We start from the raw sequence: 18,163 nt of genomic DNA, 5'->3' as shown, positions 1-18,163 counted from the left end.
GCCGCCGTCAGCAGCTGCCGCCGTCGCCGCCGGAGGACCCTCCACCGCTGTCTCCGCCGGAGAACCATCCGCCCCCACTCGAACCGCTGTCGCAGGAGGCACCGCCGTCGCCGCCTGCCGTGCTGGGCCCCGACGACGCGTACGCCGACGAGCCGTGCCGGCCCGCCGACGTACGGCGACGCCAGAGAAAGGTGAGGACGACCGCGGCAGCGAACAGTCCGAAGAGAATCTCCATGTCTACGATGGTAAGGAAGTCGATCAATCTTTGCGCGGACCCAGGGGCGAGGTTTCCACCACCGAGCAGGTGTAGGACCTGCCCGGTGGTGGGGTTGGATCGATAGCGAGTTCTCTATATTCGGGCCTGACTGATACCTACTCCTGATCGTCAGGAGCGGCATAGATCTGCAGCAGCAGGTTAGCCAGCGCTCGAAGGTCCTCAGGCGTCATCTCTGCCTGTAGCGACTTCGCGATCTTGTCAGGAGTGCCGCCGAGGCGCCTGATGGCCAACGCGGCCTTGCGCGGGCGTTCACCCTTTTCTCGGCTACCTACAGCGGTTTCAGGGGCTGCGGTCCCGTTAACCGCGGTTAATTCTGGCTTGTGCTGGCGCTGTCGCAGTTCCTCAAGTTGCTCTGTGGGTGGTAGCTGGTGGAGGTCTCGCACGTCTCGTAGCGGCACCTCACCCGACCTCAGCATCGACTGCAGCTCCGCGCCGAGCTTGAGCAGGTTGAGTCGCTGGGTCACCCATGCAGGAGTGCGGGATAGGCGTTCGGCTGCCGCCTTCCCTGTCCTGCACTCCTCCACCAGGAGTTGAACTGCTCGTGCCTCCTCGATCGGGTCCAAGTTCTCCCGGTCAAGGTTCTCGGCTGCGGTGGCACCTACCCAGGTCTCTCGGCTCTCAGCTAAGTGGTTCTTGACGATGATGTCGAGCGTGGCCAGGTTGGCCAGCAGTGCGGCTGCGCGGCGTCGGCCGCCGGTGACTTGCACCCAGGGGGCTCTACCGACCGCAGGTTCGTGCTCGGGGTAGATCCGTAGGAACGCTTCCCGGGAAACGACCGCGCACGGCTGGAGTTGTCCGTGCGTTCGCATCGAGTCCGCGACGCTCTCGATCTTCGCGTGATCGGTATCGAGGTCTCGGGTGTTCAGTGGGTTGGCAGCGACTTGCTGTACGCGAGCCGTCCGTGGCGCTGACTCGGCAAGGGTAGGGACGCGTGCCTCGGGCAAGGCCGGCTCGCTGGCAAGGTCTGACAGGTTGATTCGTTTCCCCGCCATGTCAGACCTCCTGGAGGCTTGGCGCGGTCTGCGGTGGGGTTGCTGCTGTCCCCCCGTAGCCCATCTCCAGCGCTAGGCGGAAGAAGTCTTCACGCGCTTCCATCGCTACACGGTTCCGCGGATACTGCGTCACCACCATGCCTTCGGCGGATGCTCGGGAGTGCAGTTTGTAGCGGCGGATGACTGCGTTGCACATGGCCCAGCCCTTGCGCTGGATGAACTGCGCGGTTTGCTGCAGGTCGGGTAGACCGTCACGTGGATCCCAGCTGTTCACGACCACTCGGTACGGGATGCCGCGGGGTGCGATGACGGCTTCGATCGTGCGGCTTGTGGGGTCGTAGCACAGCGGCTCCGGCACCATCGGCACGAGTACGTCATCGCACTCGTCGAGCGCGGCCTGGAGGATCCGCTCATCCTCGAGTGACCCCGGTGTGTCGACGAAGATGTGCTCGTAGTGCAGGTTCCGTAACTTACCAAGGTCGCGTGGGTCGTCGACCTGGGCGAAGTCGAACGGCAATCCGCCGTGCTTCTCTACCCGCTTTGACCACCAGACAGAAGACGCCTGAGGGTCCGTGGAGGCGACCATCACCGGACTGTCCGGGTCACCCACCGCTTCAGCGGTCGATCGGAGGATTGGCTCGGGGTGAACCAAAACGTCATACGTCACCGCCCCCAGGTTGACGGCGAGCGTGGTCTTGCCGACGCCGCCCTTTTGGTTGGCGATGACATGCACCTGAGTCATGTTGGCTCCGTTCCGTGTGCTTCCCTGGCCGTCGCGGCCGAGGTACTTCGGATGCGCCCCATGCTAGATCCAGTTCCGGCCTGCTCAGAAGCGTGGTCCGCCCCGGAGTGTCTTCGTTAACCGCGGTTAATCGCCGACGGGGCTCGTAGCCGTTTGATGCCGATGTCGTAAGAGGTTTACGTCCTGAGGCGGGTGTCGTCGGTGTCTGATTGATTCCCGTGTGAGGTGTGGTCGGGGGGCAGTGGTGGCGGAATCCCGGCGTCCGTCGGGGCGTTACACCATGCGTACGACCGAGCAGGCGTTCCGCCGGTGGCGGATGCCGGCCGTGCGTGAGCCCCGGAATGTTGGCGGTCCGCCGGTCGTTACACCTGGACCCGGCACCGTGCAGGCCCCCTGTGCGGCCCGCGGTCGCCGACCCCCTTTTCTTTTTCTTTGAGCGCCGGACGGTGCTTGCACCCCCTCTTTTGCCGCCTGATCCCCCCTTTTCGGGCGTGTGGGGTGTCGACCCCCGAATGGAGCAACCCCCATGAAGAACACGATTCTGCGTCGTAGCGTCCTTGGTATCGCTGGTCTGGCCCTGTCCACCGGTGTCGTCGCCGGCCCCCTGGCCACCCTCACCGACACCACCCCCGCAGCGGCTGCCGCTGCGGTGCAGGCCGACAAGCCCGACATGGACAAGCTGATCCCGCACGGCACCCAGGGTGAGCAGTCGCGCATCGACCTGGGCGACGAGCAGACCGGCAACGTGAAGGCCATCATCGAGGCCACCAAGAAGGCCGGCATGGACGAGCGCGCCGCCGTCGTGGCCATCGGCACCAGCCTGCAGGAGTCGAAGCTGGAAAACCTGGGACACCTGGGCGACCGCAACGACCACGACTCGCAGGGACTGTTCCAGCAGCGCCCCTCGAGCGGTTGGGGCAGCGTGGAGCAGATCACCGACCCCGAGTACTCCACCACCGCCTTCCTCAAGGGCCTCAAGCAGGTCGAGGGCTGGCAGGAACTGCCCCTGACCGAAGCCGCCCAGAAGGTCCAGGTATCGGCGTACCCGTTCCACTACGCCCAGTGGGAAACCCAGGCCGCCGACCTCGTGGCCGAGCACTGGACCAGCTGACCCCCACCGCACAAACCCCCACCCACAGACCTGACCCACACAAGGGGGAAAGAAACTGTTGGCCGGCACCCGAACCGGGTGCCGGCCAACAGTCATATCTGGGCGTCGCCAGGCGAAGGCATCGTGAGGACTGCCGGGTAGATGGTTCGTACTGGGTTGGCGGAAACCGCGTTGCGACCCCTGGTAGGGCGATGGGGACGTGATGTTCTGCTCGCCTACGCCGGCAGTCCGAAGGTGTTGCGATCCCTGAGTAGGGGCGATGAGGACCGACCAGTAGGGCGGCCAGCCCGGCGGCGACGGCACCTGTTGCGATCCCTGGTAGGGGCGATGAGGGCCAGGGTTTCCGCGAAGGACGCCTCACGGGCCCGAGCCTGTTGCGATCCCTGGTAGGGGCGATGAGGGCTCGCGTACGGCCGGCAGGCCCGCGGCACTGGTCATGTTGCGATCCCTGGTAGGGGCGATGAGGACATCGGCTGTGCGGGTACGGCGTTCCTGCTCGGTTTGTTGTTGCGATCCCTGGTAGGGGCGATGAGGGCCTGCGCGGCCGGCGGTGTGGCCGGGTTGGGTGTGTCACGGTTGCGATCCCTGGTAGGGGCGATGAGGGCCTGCCGAGCGCGTCCACCGCTGGCCATCCGCATCTCGATGTTGCGATCCCTGGTAGGGGCGATGAGGGCCTCGCGCATCAACGATCAGCCCATCGACGGCCGCACCGAGTTGCGATCCCTGGTAGGGGCGATGAGGGCGAACCTGGCTGGCGGTGATGGTGCGGCGGGTCGGGTGTTGCGATCCCTGGTAGGGGCGATGAGGGCAGGCTGCCGCGCTTGGCGGACACTTTGGCGTGATGCTGTTGCGATCCCTGGTAGGGGCGATGAGGACCTGGCGCCGAGTTGGAACTCCGGGTACGTTCCCGACGTTGCGATCCCTGGTAGGGGCGATAAGGACGGGGCGCCTACCGGGTCGCGGCGTACGCGCCGGAGACAGCGTTGCGATCCCTGGTAGGGGCGATGAGGACCATCGCGGCCGACCCGGATGCGGCCGCGGCGCAGATGTTGCAATCCCTGGTAGGGGCGATGAGGACCTGGTGACGGGCCTGCCACGCCGCGTCGGGTACTACTCGTTGCGATCCCTGGTAGGGGCGATGAGGGCGCGCACCGGCAACAACGAACCATCAGCCTCATCCGGTTGCGATCCCTGGTAGGGGCGATGAGGGCCCACACACCACCACCTTCACCTATCAGCAGGCCATGTTGCGATCCCTGGTAGGGGCGATGAGGGCTTGTGCGCCGCCTTCTCCAGCTCCGGCTCTCTAAGGTGTTGCGATCCCTGGTAGGGGCGATGAGGGCAGAGGAGGAAAACAAGGCAGCCCCGGGAGGCGCTGAGTTGCGATCCCTGGTAGGGGCGATGAGGGCCTGTCCGGTCCGCAGTGCGGCCAGCCCGACTAGCAGGTTGCGATCCCTGGTAGGGGCGATGAGGGCCCCAAACTTAAGTCCCTGATCAGGGGGCTCGTGTTGGGTGAGTTGCTGGCTCATTTTGCGGTGAACCTCCGGTGCTGCAGCTTACCCCGGAGTGTCGCTGCAATCGGCTTAGATGATCAAAGTCTCGGTCCCGTCAGGTGCTGGATCTGGCGTTGGCGCGGAGCGTCGTTCATGTGACAGATCGCTTCTCTTGTCGGTGGGTCTGTCTAGGGTGACCGCGTCGTTGACCGGAGAGCAGGGAGGTGCTGGTGCGGTTGCGGGTGCACGTGGCGACGCGGGCGTCGGAGATTCCGTGGCCGATGGTGCTGGCTCCCGGGCGCGGGATCGCGTACCAGTTGCTTGCGGTGGCGCAGCCTGATCTCGGAGAGCGGCTACATGAAAAGGGTGTAGGGCCCTACGGCATGACTCCGATCGCGCACAGTGCTCCGGTGTTTCCTGGTGCGCGACGTCAGCGCGGCCGGTATGCGGCCGGTGCTCGGGGTGTGGTGGAGTTTGGCAGCCCGTTGCCGGAGGTGGTGGAGGCGTGGGCGAGAGCGCTTCGGCAGCGGGAGATGCTCGACTGGGGCGGGGTGGCGATGCGGATCGCCAACGTGGAGGTGGTCTCGCCACCGGAGTTCGCTGGGGGGCGAGCGAGGCTGCGGACTGCCACACCGGTTGTCATGAAGCGCGGCGGTGTGGTTCCCGCGGCGGTAGCGGCGCGGCGTAACGCCGGCGTTGTCGAGGCACCGGCAGACCGTGCCAGGTCGCAGGTCGGTGCATCGGGGGAGCGGGTGTGGCTGCTGCCGACCGATCCGGAGTTCCCGGCTTACGTGCAGGGCAATCTGCGTCGCAAGGTGGAGACGTTGGGTCTGCAGGGCACGGCGACGCTGGAATCGATCACGTGGGTCGGGTCGAAGCGGTCGTTCGCCGTGGGTGGAGCTGCTAAGCCGGGTGCGCCGATCGAGGTGACGTTGAGCGGCGATGTTGAGGCGTTGCGGGCCATCTGGAGTTGGGGGTTGGGGCAGGCCAACTCGGCGGGCTTCGGATGGATTGTGGCGTGACCATTACGGCGACTGAGCAGGGCGACGCGCCCTTGGTGGACCGCGTGGAGCTTACGGCCCATCCGCTGCAACGCATCGGTGCGTACGCGTTGGCGGCGCTGGCCGAGGTGGATTCCGTGGCGGTGGTGTCGGGTGGGCGCCTCGAGTCGGTAGCAGCCTTGATGACTGATCATGCTGTCGCTGCGGCGACGGGCCCCGACAGCAAGGCGCCGGAGGGCTTCTGGCTGAAGTGCAGTCTGTCGTTCTTTCCGAACTCGCCGATGAACCACCCGAGTAACGGCAAGAAGGCCCCATCGGTAGTGGCGGACGCGGTCCGGAGGTGGCGGGGCCGCCCGTCCTCCGCCCGGGATCCGTTAGCCCCGTGCGTGCTGTGCGGTCGGCCGGGGGTGGGGTTCTACGGCAAGTTGGACGTGGCGTTGGCGGAGAGCGACGCCTACCGGAACAACACACCCCGTGGTCATCAGGGGATGGCGCTCTGCTGGCCTTGTCTGTGTTGTTTCTACGCATTGCCGTACGGCAGCCAGCTGAGCGGCGGTCCGGGGATGGCGTTGCACAGCTGGGACGAGGATTTTCTGGCGTGGACCGTTGCGGAGCAGGTGGATCGCAACCGACGGGAGATTCTCGTTGGGCGAGGCGTGCCGCGGCAGCCGCCGTCCCGGGAGGTGCTCGCACTGCGGGCTCTGCGGGAGTATCGCGATGAGCTGAACGCCGGGGTCGAGTTGTTGGTCTACAGCAACAACAACCGCGGCCAGGTGCTCGACGTGCACGTGATGGATCAACCGTTGGCGGAGTGGCTTCGGCGGACCAGTCAGGCGCCGGCGGCTCGGGCCGGCTACTCCGCTCTGCTGCGGGCGCACAAGACTGCGGATCGGCCCGGGGTGGTCGCGCTGGCGCGTAACGCTTTCCGGGATCCGGGCCGGATCGTGGCTACGGCCAGTGGCTGGCTGAGTCGGCAAGCGTGCGCTGGCCGGTTGCCGGCTGGTACGTCGGAGCTGGTGACGTTGTGTATGTCCTACGTCGATGAGGTCATGGGAATGGACCAGGAGAATCTAGCGGAGATCCGGGCGACGGCCGATCGTGTCGGCCAGTTGCTCGGCGAAGGTACCGCTGGGCAGTTCAACAAGTTCTACGCCGCCTTCCGTAAGTCGGCTCTGCTGCGCGGATGGTTGCGTCGGCAGGCGGCGGACTGGGCGTTGCATGGTCCGCAGGCGACCGGCATGGGCGCCTCGGTGCCGGGACCGTCGTTGGTGAGCACGCGTGCGTACGAGTTGTTGTTCGATCCCGGGTTGGACAGCCAGGCGTGGTTCCACCGGGAGTTGTTCCTGTTCGCGGTGCTGGAGAAGCTGCATCAGCTCGACTGGCGGCCGCAGGACGCGGACCAGGCGGCCAAGGAACTGGCCGAGGACGAGGAGGACGCGATGGAGGACGAGGACCTGGTCGAGGGCAGGGAGACACGATGACCTTCCTGGCGGGCAAGGTATTAATCGAAGTCGTCGCGGGTGCGCCGAACAATGGTCTGAGCGAGGACAACGTCGCCAAGGCCAAGTCGATGCGGATCGGCCGCGATGTCTATCCGTACGTGTCAGCGCAGGCGTTCCGGCGGTGGTTGCGGGACTCGATGCCGGCGGAGGAGAAGCGGTCGCCGGTGACCCGGTCGGGTTCCGGTAAGAAGCAGCAGGCGTACACCGAAGGCCGCCCGGATCGGTATCTCGATGATGACCTGTTCGGGTACATGGTGGCGATCAAGGGTGGTAAGGGCACCTGCCAACGGGACACGGTGCTGGCCACCGGCACGTTGGTCGCGGTCACGCCCCGGCAGCCAAAGGAAGACTTCGGCACGATGAGCCGGGGGTTCGCGGCGGGCGAGAACCCGGTGCTGCATGGGCACGAGTTCTACAGCGCCGAGTTGGCCGGGGACCTGCTGCTTGATCTGCCGCGCGTCGGGGTGTTCGAGACCGGCGGTTCCGGGCTCAAGGTGGCGTTGCCAGCCGCGGCAGCCGCGCAAGCCAAGGCAGCCGGAGCCGACGAAGTGCAGTTCCGGGACACCGCCTGCCTGCGGTTGGGAATCGCGGAGCGGCGCAGACGGACGGCGGTGCTGCTGCGTACGCTTGCCGCGTTGAGGGGCGGCGCCAAGCAGTCGCTGCACTACGGCGACCGGACCCCGGCAATGCTGCTGCTGGCCCCGATGAAGGGCGGGATCAACCCGTTCACCCGCATTCTGGCCACCCAGGACGGGCGCACTGTCTTCCGCGCGGACGTCCTGCGGGATGAGTTGCACGCGTGGGAAGACGAGCTGGAAGCACCGGTGATCCTCGGCTGGGCCCCGGGCTTCCTGAGTGACCAGCGGGCCAAGGCGAGCAACGACCTGGCGGATCTGGTCGCCGACGGGAAGGTGACGATCGGGCACCCTCGGACGATGCTGCAGGCCCTGGCCGACCGGATCGAGCAGGGTGAGCACGACGACTGGTTCGAGGAGCCAAAGCGCTGATGGCGGGGCCGGTCAGCGCGTTGGAGGTGACCGTCACCGCTCCGGTCGCCTCGTTCCGCAACCCGCTCTACGCCGCCGTTCAGCTGACTCTCGCGTGTCCACCACCGGCCACCGTCGGTGGACTGTTGGCGGCGGCCGCCGGCGGATGGGGACGGGTCGACCCCGGCACCCGTTTCGCCATGGCCTTCCGTGCGCGGGGGCGGGGAGAAGATCTGGAGACGTACCATCCGCTGGCGGCGGCCGGCGGTAAGCCGGACCCGACCCCTCGGGGGCGGCAATTCCTCGCCGGGGTGCAACTCACCGTCTGGCTCGTCGGCGACCTTGACGACTGGCGACGTCGGCTACGCCGGCCGGTCTGGCCGCTGCGGTTGGGGCGCAGCCAGGACCTGGTCGCCATCGCGGTCCGCGAGGTGGAGCTGCAACCGGGTGGCGGCCGGCAGGGCCATGCGCTGCTGCCGGGGGAGGCGACGCGTTCGGGCACGCGGATGCGTCTGCCCACCGCCGTGTCGCTCGACCGAGCCCGCACCCGGTGGGACGACTACCGCTACCACGAGGCGGGCTCCGCCGAGCGGGTGCCGTCCGGCTGGTCTGACGCCGGCGGTCAGGTGGTGGTCCTGCTACCGCCAACTCACCCCGCGCACGCCGAGCCGGCAGCGTCCGGGCGATTGGCGCAGGCGTAGCGGGGTGGACCAGGTTCTCGACCGTGTCCTGGCCAAGAGTGCCCGGTCGGGACGCCCGGCCGAGTTGCTCATCGAGCACCTGGATGCCACGCTAGGCGCGGCCGTCGACCTGCGGCGCCGGATCGGGCCGATCGCCGTCACCGAGCCCATTTTGGGTGAACGGTTCTGGCCGGTGTCCTTGCTCGCCGCGCTGACTCACGACGCCGGTAAGGTCCCCGCAGGGTTTCAAGCCATGGTGACCGGCGGCGGGCCGTGGGGCGAGCGGCACGAAGTGCTGTCCCTGGGCTTCCTGCCACCGTTGGTGCCGGATGGTGGGCTGCTGCTGTGGGTGGCAGAGGCAGTTGTCACTCACCACCGCCCGCTGACCAGCCCGACCGGGGCCGGCCTCCGGTCGATCATGACTCTGTACGGCGGCTGTACCCTCACCGACTTCCGCGAGCGTTTCGGCCCAGTGGACCCGGCAGTGGCTGCGGCACTCGAACGTTGGCTGACCCACGCCGGGAGACACCTCCTCGCCGCCGACCGTGCCGACGATACGGTGACCGGCCCTGATGTCGTGGCTCGGGCGCATCAGGTGCTGACCGAGGTACTGGGACGGTGGCGTCGCCGCCGGGCACCCGCCGACGAGGGCTTGACCGCCATCCTGCTGCAGGGAGCCGTCACCCTCGCCGATCATCTGTCGTCGGCACACGGCACTCTGCATGTCACGCAACCCATCGGGCCGGGCTTTTCCGAACGGCTGCGCCAGCGTTTCAGTGAGAACGGCCGGCGGCCGTACCCGCACCAAGAGCAGTCCGGCGCGTTGCGGGGGCACCTGTTGCTGCGGGCGCCGACCGGCAGCGGCAAGACTGAGGCCGGCCTGTTCTGGGCCGCCCGACAGGTCACTGACCTCATCGCCGCCGGCGCGGGAGCACCGAGGGTCTTCCTCGTGCTGCCCTACCTGGCGTCGATCAACGCGATGGCAGACCGCCTCGTCGGCGTACTCGGCGACCGGGAACTCGTCGGCGTGGCGCATTCCCGCGCCGCGTCGTACCACCTCGCCACCGCGATCGACGAAGCCGCCAGCGCTGACCCGGACGCCCCCGGCCCGGATGGAGCGCTGCCGCTTTACGCCGCCCGCAAGGCGGTAGCTCGGCGTGCCGCCACCGAACTCTTCCGCGAAACCGTCCGGGTCGGTACGCCGTACCAGCTGCTGCGCGCGGCGCTGGCGGGGCCGGCGCACGCTGGGATCCTGCTCGACTCGGCCAACTCGGTGTTCGTTCTCGATGAGCTGCACGCGTACGACCCAAAGCGGTTGGGGTTCATCCTGGCGGGCGCGGGAATCTGGGTGCGGCTCGGTGGTCGCGTCGCGGTGATGTCGGCGACCCTGCCGGCCGTGCTGGCGGACCTGGTCCGGGACGCTATCGGAGATCCGGTCGAGCTGGTCACTGCTCCGGATGGGCTGACCCTGCCCCGCCACCGGCTCCGGTTACGCCCGCACCACCTCACCGACGACGAGGCCCTGCGGGAAGCCCGAGCTCACCTGACCGCAGGCCGCTCCGTACTCATGGTCGCGAACAACGTCGCCGACGCCCAGACAGTGTTCGACGCCCTGGCCGACGACGCCATCGCCGCGCACGGCCCGGACGGTGCCATCCTGCTGCACTCCCGGTTCCGGCGAATGGACCGCACCCGCATCGAGCGGAAAATCATCGACCGGTACGGCGCTCACCGAACCCATTGCGGGCGTCGGTTCCCCGGCCTCGTCGTGGCGACGCAGGTGGTGGAGGTCTCCCTCGACGTCGACTTCGACCTGCTGTTCACCTCCGGAGCGCCGCTGGAAGCGTTGCTGCAACGGTTCGGGCGGGTCAACCGGGCCGGTGCCCGGGAACCCGCCGACGTCGTCGTGCACGAGCCGTCATTCTGCCCCCGCCGCGGCGCGGGCCGGCAGGTCGACTACGCCGACGGTGTCTACGACAGCGAACCCACCCGCGCGGCGATGCGGATCCTGCACCAGCACGCCGACCTCGCCGTGGACGAGGAACACGCCACGAAGTGGCTCGACGAGATCTACGCCAGCACCTGGGGACAGGAGTGGCGGCACCAGGTCGACACCGCTCGTGCCGACTTCCAACAGGCTTTTCTCACCTTCAAGCGACCGTACGACGATCGCAGCCACCTCGCCGATGCCTTCGACAGCATGTTCGACGGCACCGAAGCGGTCCTGCTCGAAGACCTGCCCGAATATGAGGCCGCGCTGACCTCGACCACCCGCCGCGCCGAAGGCCGCCTACTCGCTGCGGACTGGCTTATCCCGCTGCCCGGCTGGGCAGTCGGGCTGAGCCGCCTGGACCGATCCCTCGGCGTCGAAATCATCGATGGCGACTACCGCCCTGACCGGGGCCTCACCGCGATCCGGGGGACCGTCGGGGCGAACCGGTATCAGCCCGGCGAGGTCATCTGATGCGCGAAGCAGACATCGGCGGCGTGCACATCAAGTACCTCTACCACTGCAAACGGCAGCTTTGGCTCTACGCCCGCGGCGTCCGCCCCGAACACCTCAACACCGCCGTGCAGTTGGGCGAAGCCGTGCACGACACCTCCTACCAGCGAAGCTCACCGGTCGACCTCGGTGCAGCCCGACTCGATCACATGGACGGCCAGCAGTGGGTCCACGAGGTGAAGTCCTCCACCCGGCCCACCCCAGCCGATGAGGCACAGGCCATCCACTACTGCTACCGATTACATGAAGTCGATGTCCCGGCACAAGGGGCGGTTCTGCACTACCCCAAGACCCGGCGTACGAAGAAGATTGTCTATGGCGCTAGCGAGGTAGAACAGGCGCTGGCTGACGTCCAAAAAGCCCTCGCCGTCGTCTCTGCCGACACCCCGCCACCCCGACTGACCCGCAGCGCCTGCCGCGGATGTAGCTTCCTCGACTACTGCTGGAGTGACTGATGCCAGCCGCGAGCCGCACCTATTGGCTTACCACCGCCTGCCGCATTCGACGGCAGGACCAGTCCCTCGTGATCGAACGTGACACCGGCGACAAGGTTCACATCCCCATCACCGACGTCCGCGACATCGTTGCCTGCTCCACCGTTGACATCAACACGGCCGTCGTCTCCCTGTTCAACCGGCACCGCGTCAACCTCCACTTTCTCAGCCACTACGGCGACTACGCCGGCTCCCTGCTCACCAGCGACACCAGCACCTCCGGCGAGACAGTTATCGCCCAGGCCAAGCTCGCCACCGACCCGCACGCCAGCCTCCCCATCGCCCGGGACCTGGTGATCGCCACCGCGTTCAACGTCCGCCGCGTCGTTGACCGTGACCTGCTCGACACGCCCTATGCCACCCTGAAGACATCAGTGCGAGCGGCGGAGTCGAGCAACCAACTCATGGGCGCCGAAGGCACCTTCCGCCGCTCCGCGTGGCAAGTGCTCGACACTCGCCTACCCGAATGGCTTCAACTCAGCGGCCGGCACCGCAGACCGCCGCGCAACGCTGGCAACGCCTTCATCTCATACGTCAACGGCATCGTCTACGCCCGAGTGCTGACCGCGCTGCGTCTGACCCCACTGCATACCGGCATCGCCTTCCTGCACAGCACCATGGAACGGCAGCGACACTCACTGGTCCTCGACCTGGCCGAGGTGTTCAAACCTCTGTTCGCCGAACGACTACTCCTGCGACTGGCCAGCCGGGACCAGCTCGAACCTCACCACTTCGACTCTGACGTCAACCAGGCCATGCTCAGCGAAAACGGCCGGAAGCTGGTCGTACAGACCGTACGCGATGAGTTGGCAAAGACGGTCCAGCACCGCAGCCTCGGCCGGAAGGTCGCCTACGACGAACTGCTGTACCTGGAAGCGCTGCGCCTGGCCCGCTACTGCCTGGAACGCGAGCCGTACAAGCCGTTTCGGATCTGGTGGTGACCCGTGTACGTGATCGTCGTCTACGACACCGCCGCGAACCGCAACCCCAAGATTTTGCGTACCTGCCGCCAGTACCTGCACCACGTCCAACGCAGCGTGTTCGAAGGCAACCTCAGCGACGCACAACTCCGCCGCTTCCGGAGCGCCGTCGACAAGGCGATCGACGCGTCGTACGACAGCGTGCTCGTCTACACGTTCCCTCCCGGCACGACTGGCCAGCGGCAGGAGTGGGGGCGGTCTCAACCCAGCCCTTCAGATATCTTGTGATCTTGGCCGGTTCAGCGACATGCCGAGGTAGATTGCACTACCGGAGGTTCGCTGCAAATTGAGCACGCAACTGGCCAGTCAGAGGGCCCATGACCAGGGACTTAACGTTGGGGTCCTCATCGCCCCTACCAGGGATCGCAACATAATCACAGGACTCCATTTCCATTACTAGGTCCCACGTCCTCATCGCCCCTACCAGGGATCGCAACGTGTCGGGTCGGGTGGTGGCCCGGCGCTCGGCGTCGCCGTCCTCATCGCCCCTACCAGGGATCGCAACATGAGGGGGCGGTGTTGCCCGGGTGCTTCTTGGACGCGTCCTCATCGCCCCTACCAGGGATCGCAACACTGGATGTCGTGCTCGGGGTGCTGCTCGCTAGCAGGTCCTCATCGCCCCTACCAGGGATCGCAACCGGCGAGCCTGCGACTCGCTCTCCCCGGCCGGCGGGGGTCCTCATCGCCCCTACCAGGGATCGCAACGCAGGAGGTCGACCGCGATGATCGCTACTGGGGAGCGGTCCTCATCGCCCCTACCAGGGATCGCAACGTGCACTGGGCGCGGCCGGTACCGCGTGGCTGATCGGTCCTCATCGCCCCTACCAGGGATCGCAACTGGATCAGAGCGCGACCTTCCAGGCCGTGGCGTTCCTGGTCCTCATCGCCCCTACCAGGGATCGCAACAGTCTGCCGACCAGCTGCACCGAGTCGACCACCTCCGGTCCTCATCGCCCCTACCAGGGATCGCAACATGGCCGGCACGCTCCAGCGCACCGGCACGCGGGGGTCCTCATCGCCCCTACCAGGGATCGCAACAGGCTGCACGTCAACGGCTTCGGCGCGCCTGACCCTGTCCTCATCGCCCCTACCAGGGATCGCAACCGGTTGTGTACGTCGTTGGCGATGGCGTAGGCGGCGGTCCTCATCGCCCCTACCAGGGATCGCAACGGCTCCTCGACGGAGATAGCGACCTCGCGACCAGGGTCGTCCTCATCGCCCCTACCAGGGATCGCAACGGTAGCGACGATTGTGTCCGTTGGGCGAACCCTCGTCCTCATCGCCCCTACCAGGGATCGCAACGCGCCTGGATCACCGACGGACCCATCACCCGTTCCAGTCCTCATCGCCCCTACCAGGGATCGCAACATCTGCTACCCAGCAGTTTTGACCTGGAGAACCGGTCCTCATCGCCCCTACCAGGGATCGCAACATGGCAGTGCGATCCTTCGCAGACAACGGCGAGCTCTCGTCCTCATCGCCCCTACCAGGGATCGCAACACGAACAGCAGCACCACTGCGAGGGCGCTCCACACGGTCCTCATCGCCCTTACCAGGGATCGCAACTAGGGCGGAGTGGCGCACTGTTCTGGTCCAACGTCTCTCCTTTTCTGGACACTTCCGCGATCTTGGCGGACGGGCGCTTACTCGTAGAAGCAAGCGGCCCGGAGCATGTCGGCGATCAGGCCCCAGGTCATTTGCTCCGGCACGGGCTCGCCACGGTTACGGAAGTAGTCGTCCATGCCGTCGATCCAGGCGCTGAGGGCTTCGAGGTAGCGGTCCACCGTCGGGTTCTCCCAGTCTGCGGGCCCGGCTGCGGCCTCCTGGCTGAGTCGTTCAACGAAGGTGACGAGGTCTGCGCGGCTGCGTACCCAGCGTGTGTCGTCCATCGAGCTCATGCGGTCAAGCCTCGCTTGGAGCTACCTGGCCGCCAGCGGCGGGCTCGTAGACGACGGAGTTGGCCGGTTCTCCGAGTTCGGTGAGCAGGTCGTGGATGCGGGAGAGCGCGGCGGTATGTCGTTCGACTTCGCGTGGCCAGCCTCGCTCGGTGGTGTCCCGGAAATGAGGGTTTCCGGGACGGACCCGTCGCGGTGGTGGCCGCCGACGTTTCCGCAGGCCGCGGAGTCCCGAAACTCGTCTCGAAACCGGTGTGTCGTCCCCCGTGTTGCGGGACGTTTCCGAGACGATGCTCGCCATGACGAGCGCCCCCGCTGTGGTACCAGCCAACGCCAGGCAGCAGCCGCACAACCGGATCCGGGTCGGCTACGCGCGGGTGTCAACCCGCGGGCAGGACCACCAGGCGCAGCTCGGCGCCTTGGCCGGCGCGTACTGCCGCGAGGTGGTGACCGAGACGGCGGGTACCCGCGGCGCGCGGCCGAAGCTGCGCGCCACCCTGGACCGGCTCCAGCCCGGCGACACCCTGGTGATTTACAAGCCGGACCGGGTCGCCCGGTCGATGAAGGAACTGTTGGTCTTCATCGAGGATGAGCTACACGCCCGGGGCATCGTGTTGGAGATCCTGACGGGGGTGTGCGCCGGCGTGCACCGTCCCGACGGCGCCACCATCGCCGACCGGCTGCTGTTCGCCGTCGCCGCCCTGGCCGCCGAGCTGGAACGCGAGCTGATCCGTGAACGCACCCTCGACGGGCTGCGGGCCGCGGCCGCGCAGGGCCGCCGCGGCGGCCGACCGGTCGCCGTCACCGCCGACCAGCTTGACGTCGCCCGCGCCCGACAGGCCCGCGGCGAGTCCGTCACGGCTATCGCCGCGCACCTGGGTGTAGGCCGCTCCACGCTGTACCGGGCGCTGCGACCCGACGACGGCAGGGATCAGCCGTCGTCAAAGTCGACGTAACCGGGGTCGCGTAGCGAACGCCAGGCCTGCCGAGGCGAGCCGCCACCGAGAGTAATCGCCTCACCTCGGCCTGGCGTGACTTCCCGAACCCTGGTTCTCAAGCGCCTTGTCGTCAAGACGACGTCCGCCCCATGCGTGAGGTTGTTTCCGGTATTGAGGGAGTGTGTCGCAGTCACGAAGGGGCGAGCGCGGTGGCGGCATCGCCGCGGAGAAGTCCGACCGTGGGGAAGACGTGGGTGAGGGCGTGTCAGCGCGTAAGCCAGAGGCACACCCAGCGTCGACTCGGTGGGGTGCTCGCGTGGGAGCCGAGACTGTGCGGGTAGTGCAGTGGCTGACAGTCAACGCAAGGTCGGCGATGGACGAAGCCATCGATGTACGGCGGCAGTGGCGCCTCGAGCGCGCGAAGTGGTTTACCGACGTGGCGGTCAGGAACGCACTGTCCAGAACGGAGTTCGCTCACTTTTTGTCGGTTCATGATGCCGGGGAGTTTGTGCGGGACCGCGTGAAGTGGCTCGCGCGTGCGGAGATCAGCGAGTACGTAAAACTCCGAGAGACGTTGCGCTCACAGTTGTTCACGTACAGCCTGGTCCTACTCATCGCCGTGATCACTGCGAGTAACATTCCTCCTGTGTCCAACGAGTTGGAACGGCGGACACGAGAGACTATGGCGCAGTTGGGAACGACGGGCATGGCCGCGGTCATGCTCACTGCGGTGATCGTGATGGTCTCGATGATCGTTGGGCTTTGCGTCGCGGCACGGGCTAGCTTCCTCCGCCACCGGCTGGCGTTACAGCGGGCATGTGATGGTCTGCTGCCGCATGTGCGGATCGCGATAAATATCTGGACCGAGCGGCACTCGCCGGACGTGCTTCTGTTTGACGAGGCTCCCGCGTTGGGCGCCCGTGCGGGTAGTGGCTACTACATTGACCGCGTCGAACGAGAGCGGATCTCTACCCTCATCCGGGAGCTAGGGGTATCGGCGGTAGCGGTCAGCGGTCCTCGAGGTGCAGGGAAGAGCACATTGCTGCACGCCATCGCAGCCGACGCCGACGCTCGAGGCGACAGCTGCCTGTCGTTGGAAGCGCCCGCCACCTACGAGGCCCGGGACTTCGTGATAGCACTGCATCGGCAACTGTGCGTCCATGTGACCCTGCGGGTTTCGGCCGTGCGCGACAGTCGGTGGCGACGTGCCATGAACAGACTGATCACTGCGCTCCAGGGCATCGGGCTGCTGACAGCGGGGTACCTCGCCGCGCTCCAGTGGGAAGTTACTGCTGCCGAACTCCCGCAACACCTGACCGACAGCCACCCACCGATCAATGCTTGGCAGGCCGGTGCCTTCATCGCTGCGCTAGTCGTCAGCACGATATGGATCGGTGCACTCCGACCACCTCAGGGTCTACCCGGAGCCGCCGACCTCCTTCAACGTGCCGCGCATGACGAGCAGAAACTCCGGTTCCTTCAGAGCGTCTCCACCGAGCACAGCGCTGGGCTGAAAGCAAAGATCGGGTTTGAACTGGGGCGCAAGCACACACGACAGCTCTTGGAGCACGCGGCGTCCCTGCCCGACCTCGTAAGGTCATACCAGCAGTTCGCCAACATGTTCGTCACCTGGTGGCGGCACCACGCCGGCACTGACAAAAACCTCATCATTGTCATCGACGAACTCGATCGGGTTACCGACGCCGAAGCCGCCGAGCGCTTCATCAACGATATAAAAGGAATTTTTGGGATTAATCACTGCACCTACCTACTGACCGTATCCGAGGACGCCCTGGCCCAGTTCGAACGACGGATGATCGGAATCAGGCCAGTCATCGACAGCACCTTCGACGAAGTCGTCCGGCTTCCCGTCCTACAGATAGACCAGTCCCAGGACCTGCTCGCCCGCAGACTGGTCGGCGTCCCCACCGCGTTCATCGCGTTGTGTCACTGCCTCAGTGGTGGCATCCCCCGAGACCTCATCCGGTCCGCGCGCGCCCTCATCGACTCGCGACGCAGTCTGCACGAGGACCACCTCACGCCACTAGCGCACGAACTCGTGCACCAAGAGATCCAGCGTCTCAAATCCGGATTGATCAGCCGAGTCCACACCGAATTGAAGGGCAGCGCCGCCGTCCGTCACCTACAACGCCTAGCCGACCCCGACTGGCCCCAACGAGACCCCGCGGCTCTGCTGATCGCGGCCCGCAAGCTACTACCCCCCCACGAAGATGCGGTCATCGATGACCGCATCGCGATGGAGATCGGCGTCGCCCTGTTCTACTACGGCACGATTCTCCAAGTCTTCCTTCCCTCCACCACCGCCGACCTGATGGAAGTGGCTGAACGCCTCGCCGTCGCCCGCAGCGTCATGCCCACCAGCGTGGAACTGGCCTACGTACACATCAGCCGTCTCAGAAAACAGGCAGGCCTGGACGCCAGCCCCGGCGAACCCTGCCGATAAGCCTGGCTGCCGCGGTGCTTCCGGTCCTCGCGCCGTGGCCGGCGCTGCGGTCCGGGTCACCTTGCCCCTGATGCCTCCGTGCCCGGCGGTCGTGGTGGTTTTTTT

15 protein-coding genes and 2 CRISPR repeat arrays are annotated in these 18,163 nt (G+C 66.6%); of the genes, 11 read left to right on the top strand and 4 right to left on the bottom strand.

Annotated elements, in window-relative coordinates; genetic code table 11:
* Positions 1-7 precede the first annotated feature (7 nt).
* The 3 genes from H0524_RS21990 to H0524_RS21980 all read right to left on the bottom strand — a co-directional run bounded on the left by H0524_RS21990 (position 8) and on the right by H0524_RS21980 (position 2,011).
* Positions 8-235, bottom strand: coding sequence for a hypothetical protein (locus H0524_RS21990; protein WP_180200352.1), 228 nt, complete (start codon positions 233-235; stop codon positions 8-10).
* A 137-nt stretch (positions 236-372) separates the two neighbouring features.
* A complete protein-coding gene (locus H0524_RS21985) occupies positions 373-1,269 on the bottom strand; it encodes a ParB/RepB/Spo0J family partition protein (RefSeq protein WP_180200351.1) in 897 nt (298 codons plus the stop codon).
* 1 nt (position 1,270) lies between these two features.
* On the bottom strand, positions 1,271-2,011 hold the full coding sequence (locus H0524_RS21980; RefSeq protein WP_026185875.1) for a ParA family protein: 741 nt from the start codon (positions 2,009-2,011) through the stop codon (positions 1,271-1,273).
* Between the two features lie 526 nt (positions 2,012-2,537).
* On the opposite strand from H0524_RS21980, the gene H0524_RS21975 reads away from it, so the two are divergent.
* The 9 genes from H0524_RS21975 to cas2 all read left to right on the top strand — a co-directional run bounded on the left by H0524_RS21975 (position 2,538) and on the right by cas2 (position 12,989).
* Positions 2,538-3,122 (top strand): hypothetical protein, encoded by a 585-nt coding sequence (locus tag H0524_RS21975; RefSeq protein ID WP_180200350.1) that lies wholly within the window; start codon positions 2,538-2,540, stop codon positions 3,120-3,122.
* Between the two features lie 169 nt (positions 3,123-3,291).
* Positions 3,292-4,597: a CRISPR direct-repeat array (repeat unit 28 nt; unit sequence GTTGCGATCCCTGGTAGGGGCGATGAGG).
* 248 nt (positions 4,598-4,845) lie between these two features.
* Positions 4,846-5,637, top strand: a complete 792-nt coding sequence (locus H0524_RS21970) for a CRISPR-associated endoribonuclease Cas6 (RefSeq protein ID WP_309225198.1) — start codon at positions 4,846-4,848, stop codon at positions 5,635-5,637.
* Positions 5,634-7,097 (top strand): hypothetical protein, encoded by a 1,464-nt coding sequence (locus H0524_RS21965; protein WP_180200348.1) that lies wholly within the window; start codon positions 5,634-5,636, stop codon positions 7,095-7,097. The genes H0524_RS21970 and H0524_RS21965 overlap by 4 nt, the downstream gene beginning before the upstream one ends.
* Positions 7,094-8,125, top strand: coding sequence for a type I-B CRISPR-associated protein Cas7/Cst2/DevR (cas7i, locus tag H0524_RS21960; RefSeq protein WP_180200347.1), 1,032 nt, complete (start codon positions 7,094-7,096; stop codon positions 8,123-8,125). Before H0524_RS21965 ends, cas7i begins: the two co-directional genes overlap by 4 nt.
* Complete coding sequence (gene cas5 / locus H0524_RS21955) at positions 8,125-8,805, top strand: CRISPR-associated protein Cas5 (protein WP_180200346.1); 681 nt, start codon at positions 8,125-8,127, stop codon at positions 8,803-8,805. Before cas7i ends, cas5 begins: the two co-directional genes overlap by 1 nt.
* 4 nt (positions 8,806-8,809) lie before the next feature.
* Positions 8,810-11,248, top strand: coding sequence for a CRISPR-associated helicase Cas3' (gene cas3 / locus H0524_RS21950; protein WP_180200345.1), 2,439 nt, complete (start codon positions 8,810-8,812; stop codon positions 11,246-11,248).
* Complete coding sequence (locus H0524_RS21945; protein WP_180200344.1) at positions 11,248-11,742, top strand: CRISPR-associated protein Cas4; 495 nt, start codon at positions 11,248-11,250, stop codon at positions 11,740-11,742. Before cas3 ends, H0524_RS21945 begins: the two co-directional genes overlap by 1 nt.
* Complete coding sequence (gene cas1b, locus H0524_RS21940; RefSeq protein ID WP_180200343.1) at positions 11,742-12,722, top strand: type I-B CRISPR-associated endonuclease Cas1b; 981 nt, start codon at positions 11,742-11,744, stop codon at positions 12,720-12,722. Before H0524_RS21945 ends, cas1b begins: the two co-directional genes overlap by 1 nt.
* A gap of 3 nt (positions 12,723-12,725) precedes the next feature.
* Positions 12,726-12,989 (top strand): CRISPR-associated endonuclease Cas2, encoded by a 264-nt coding sequence (gene cas2, locus H0524_RS21935; protein ID WP_180200342.1) that lies wholly within the window; start codon positions 12,726-12,728, stop codon positions 12,987-12,989.
* A gap of 112 nt (positions 12,990-13,101) precedes the next feature.
* Positions 13,102-14,327: direct repeats of the CRISPR family, unit length 30 nt; unit sequence GTCCTCATCGCCCCTACCAGGGATCGCAAC.
* Between the two features lie 77 nt (positions 14,328-14,404).
* Here the strand turns inward: cas2 and H0524_RS21930 are convergent.
* Positions 14,405-14,650: a hypothetical protein gene (locus tag H0524_RS21930; RefSeq protein ID WP_255436159.1), complete on the bottom strand. Its 246-nt coding sequence runs from the start codon at positions 14,648-14,650 to the stop codon at positions 14,405-14,407.
* Between the two features lie 305 nt (positions 14,651-14,955).
* On the opposite strand from H0524_RS21930, the gene H0524_RS21925 reads away from it, so the two are divergent.
* Both H0524_RS21925 and H0524_RS21920 read left to right on the top strand, forming a co-directional pair.
* Entirely contained in the window at positions 14,956-15,612 is a 657-nt protein-coding gene (locus H0524_RS21925; protein ID WP_255436158.1) for a recombinase family protein, read from the top strand.
* A gap of 355 nt (positions 15,613-15,967) precedes the next feature.
* Positions 15,968-18,058, top strand: a complete 2,091-nt coding sequence (locus H0524_RS21920) for a P-loop NTPase fold protein (RefSeq protein WP_180200340.1) — start codon at positions 15,968-15,970, stop codon at positions 18,056-18,058.
* Positions 18,059-18,163: the final 105 nt, after the last annotated feature.

Origin of the sequence: Salinispora sp. H7-4 (genome assembly GCF_013416675.1) — a bacterium.
Classification (GTDB): domain Bacteria; phylum Actinomycetota; class Actinomycetes; order Mycobacteriales; family Micromonosporaceae; genus Micromonospora; species Micromonospora vitiensis.
The sequence above is the reverse complement of the archived record's forward strand: the minus strand, read 5'-3'. Positions and strand labels throughout refer to the sequence as shown.

What these genes read in the sequence shown, in the direction of transcription:
- H0524_RS21975 (WP_180200350.1), top strand. Translation starts at nt 2,538, where the DNA reads ATGAAGAACACGATTCTGCGTCGTAGCGTCCTTGGTATCGCTGGTCTG.
- H0524_RS21945 (WP_180200344.1), top strand. Translation starts at nt 11,248, where the DNA reads ATGCGCGAAGCAGACATCGGCGGCGTGCACATCAAGTACCTCTACCAC.
- H0524_RS21925 (WP_255436158.1), top strand. Translation starts at nt 14,956, where the DNA reads ATGACGAGCGCCCCCGCTGTGGTACCAGCCAACGCCAGGCAGCAGCCG.
- cas5 (WP_180200346.1), top strand. Translation starts at nt 8,125, where the DNA reads ATGGCGGGGCCGGTCAGCGCGTTGGAGGTGACCGTCACCGCTCCGGTC.
- cas1b (WP_180200343.1), top strand. Translation starts at nt 11,742, where the DNA reads ATGCCAGCCGCGAGCCGCACCTATTGGCTTACCACCGCCTGCCGCATT.
- H0524_RS21985 (WP_180200351.1), bottom strand. Translation starts at nt 1,269, where the DNA reads ATGGCGGGGAAACGAATCAACCTGTCAGACCTTGCCAGCGAGCCGGCC.
- H0524_RS21930 (WP_255436159.1), bottom strand. Translation starts at nt 14,650, where the DNA reads ATGGACGACACACGCTGGGTACGCAGCCGCGCAGACCTCGTCACCTTC.
- H0524_RS21990 (WP_180200352.1), bottom strand. Translation starts at nt 235, where the DNA reads ATGGAGATTCTCTTCGGACTGTTCGCTGCCGCGGTCGTCCTCACCTTT.
- H0524_RS21980 (WP_026185875.1), bottom strand. Translation starts at nt 2,011, where the DNA reads ATGACTCAGGTGCATGTCATCGCCAACCAAAAGGGCGGCGTCGGCAAG.
- cas7i (WP_180200347.1), top strand. Translation starts at nt 7,094, where the DNA reads ATGACCTTCCTGGCGGGCAAGGTATTAATCGAAGTCGTCGCGGGTGCG.
- H0524_RS21920 (WP_180200340.1), top strand. Translation starts at nt 15,968, where the DNA reads ATGGACGAAGCCATCGATGTACGGCGGCAGTGGCGCCTCGAGCGCGCG.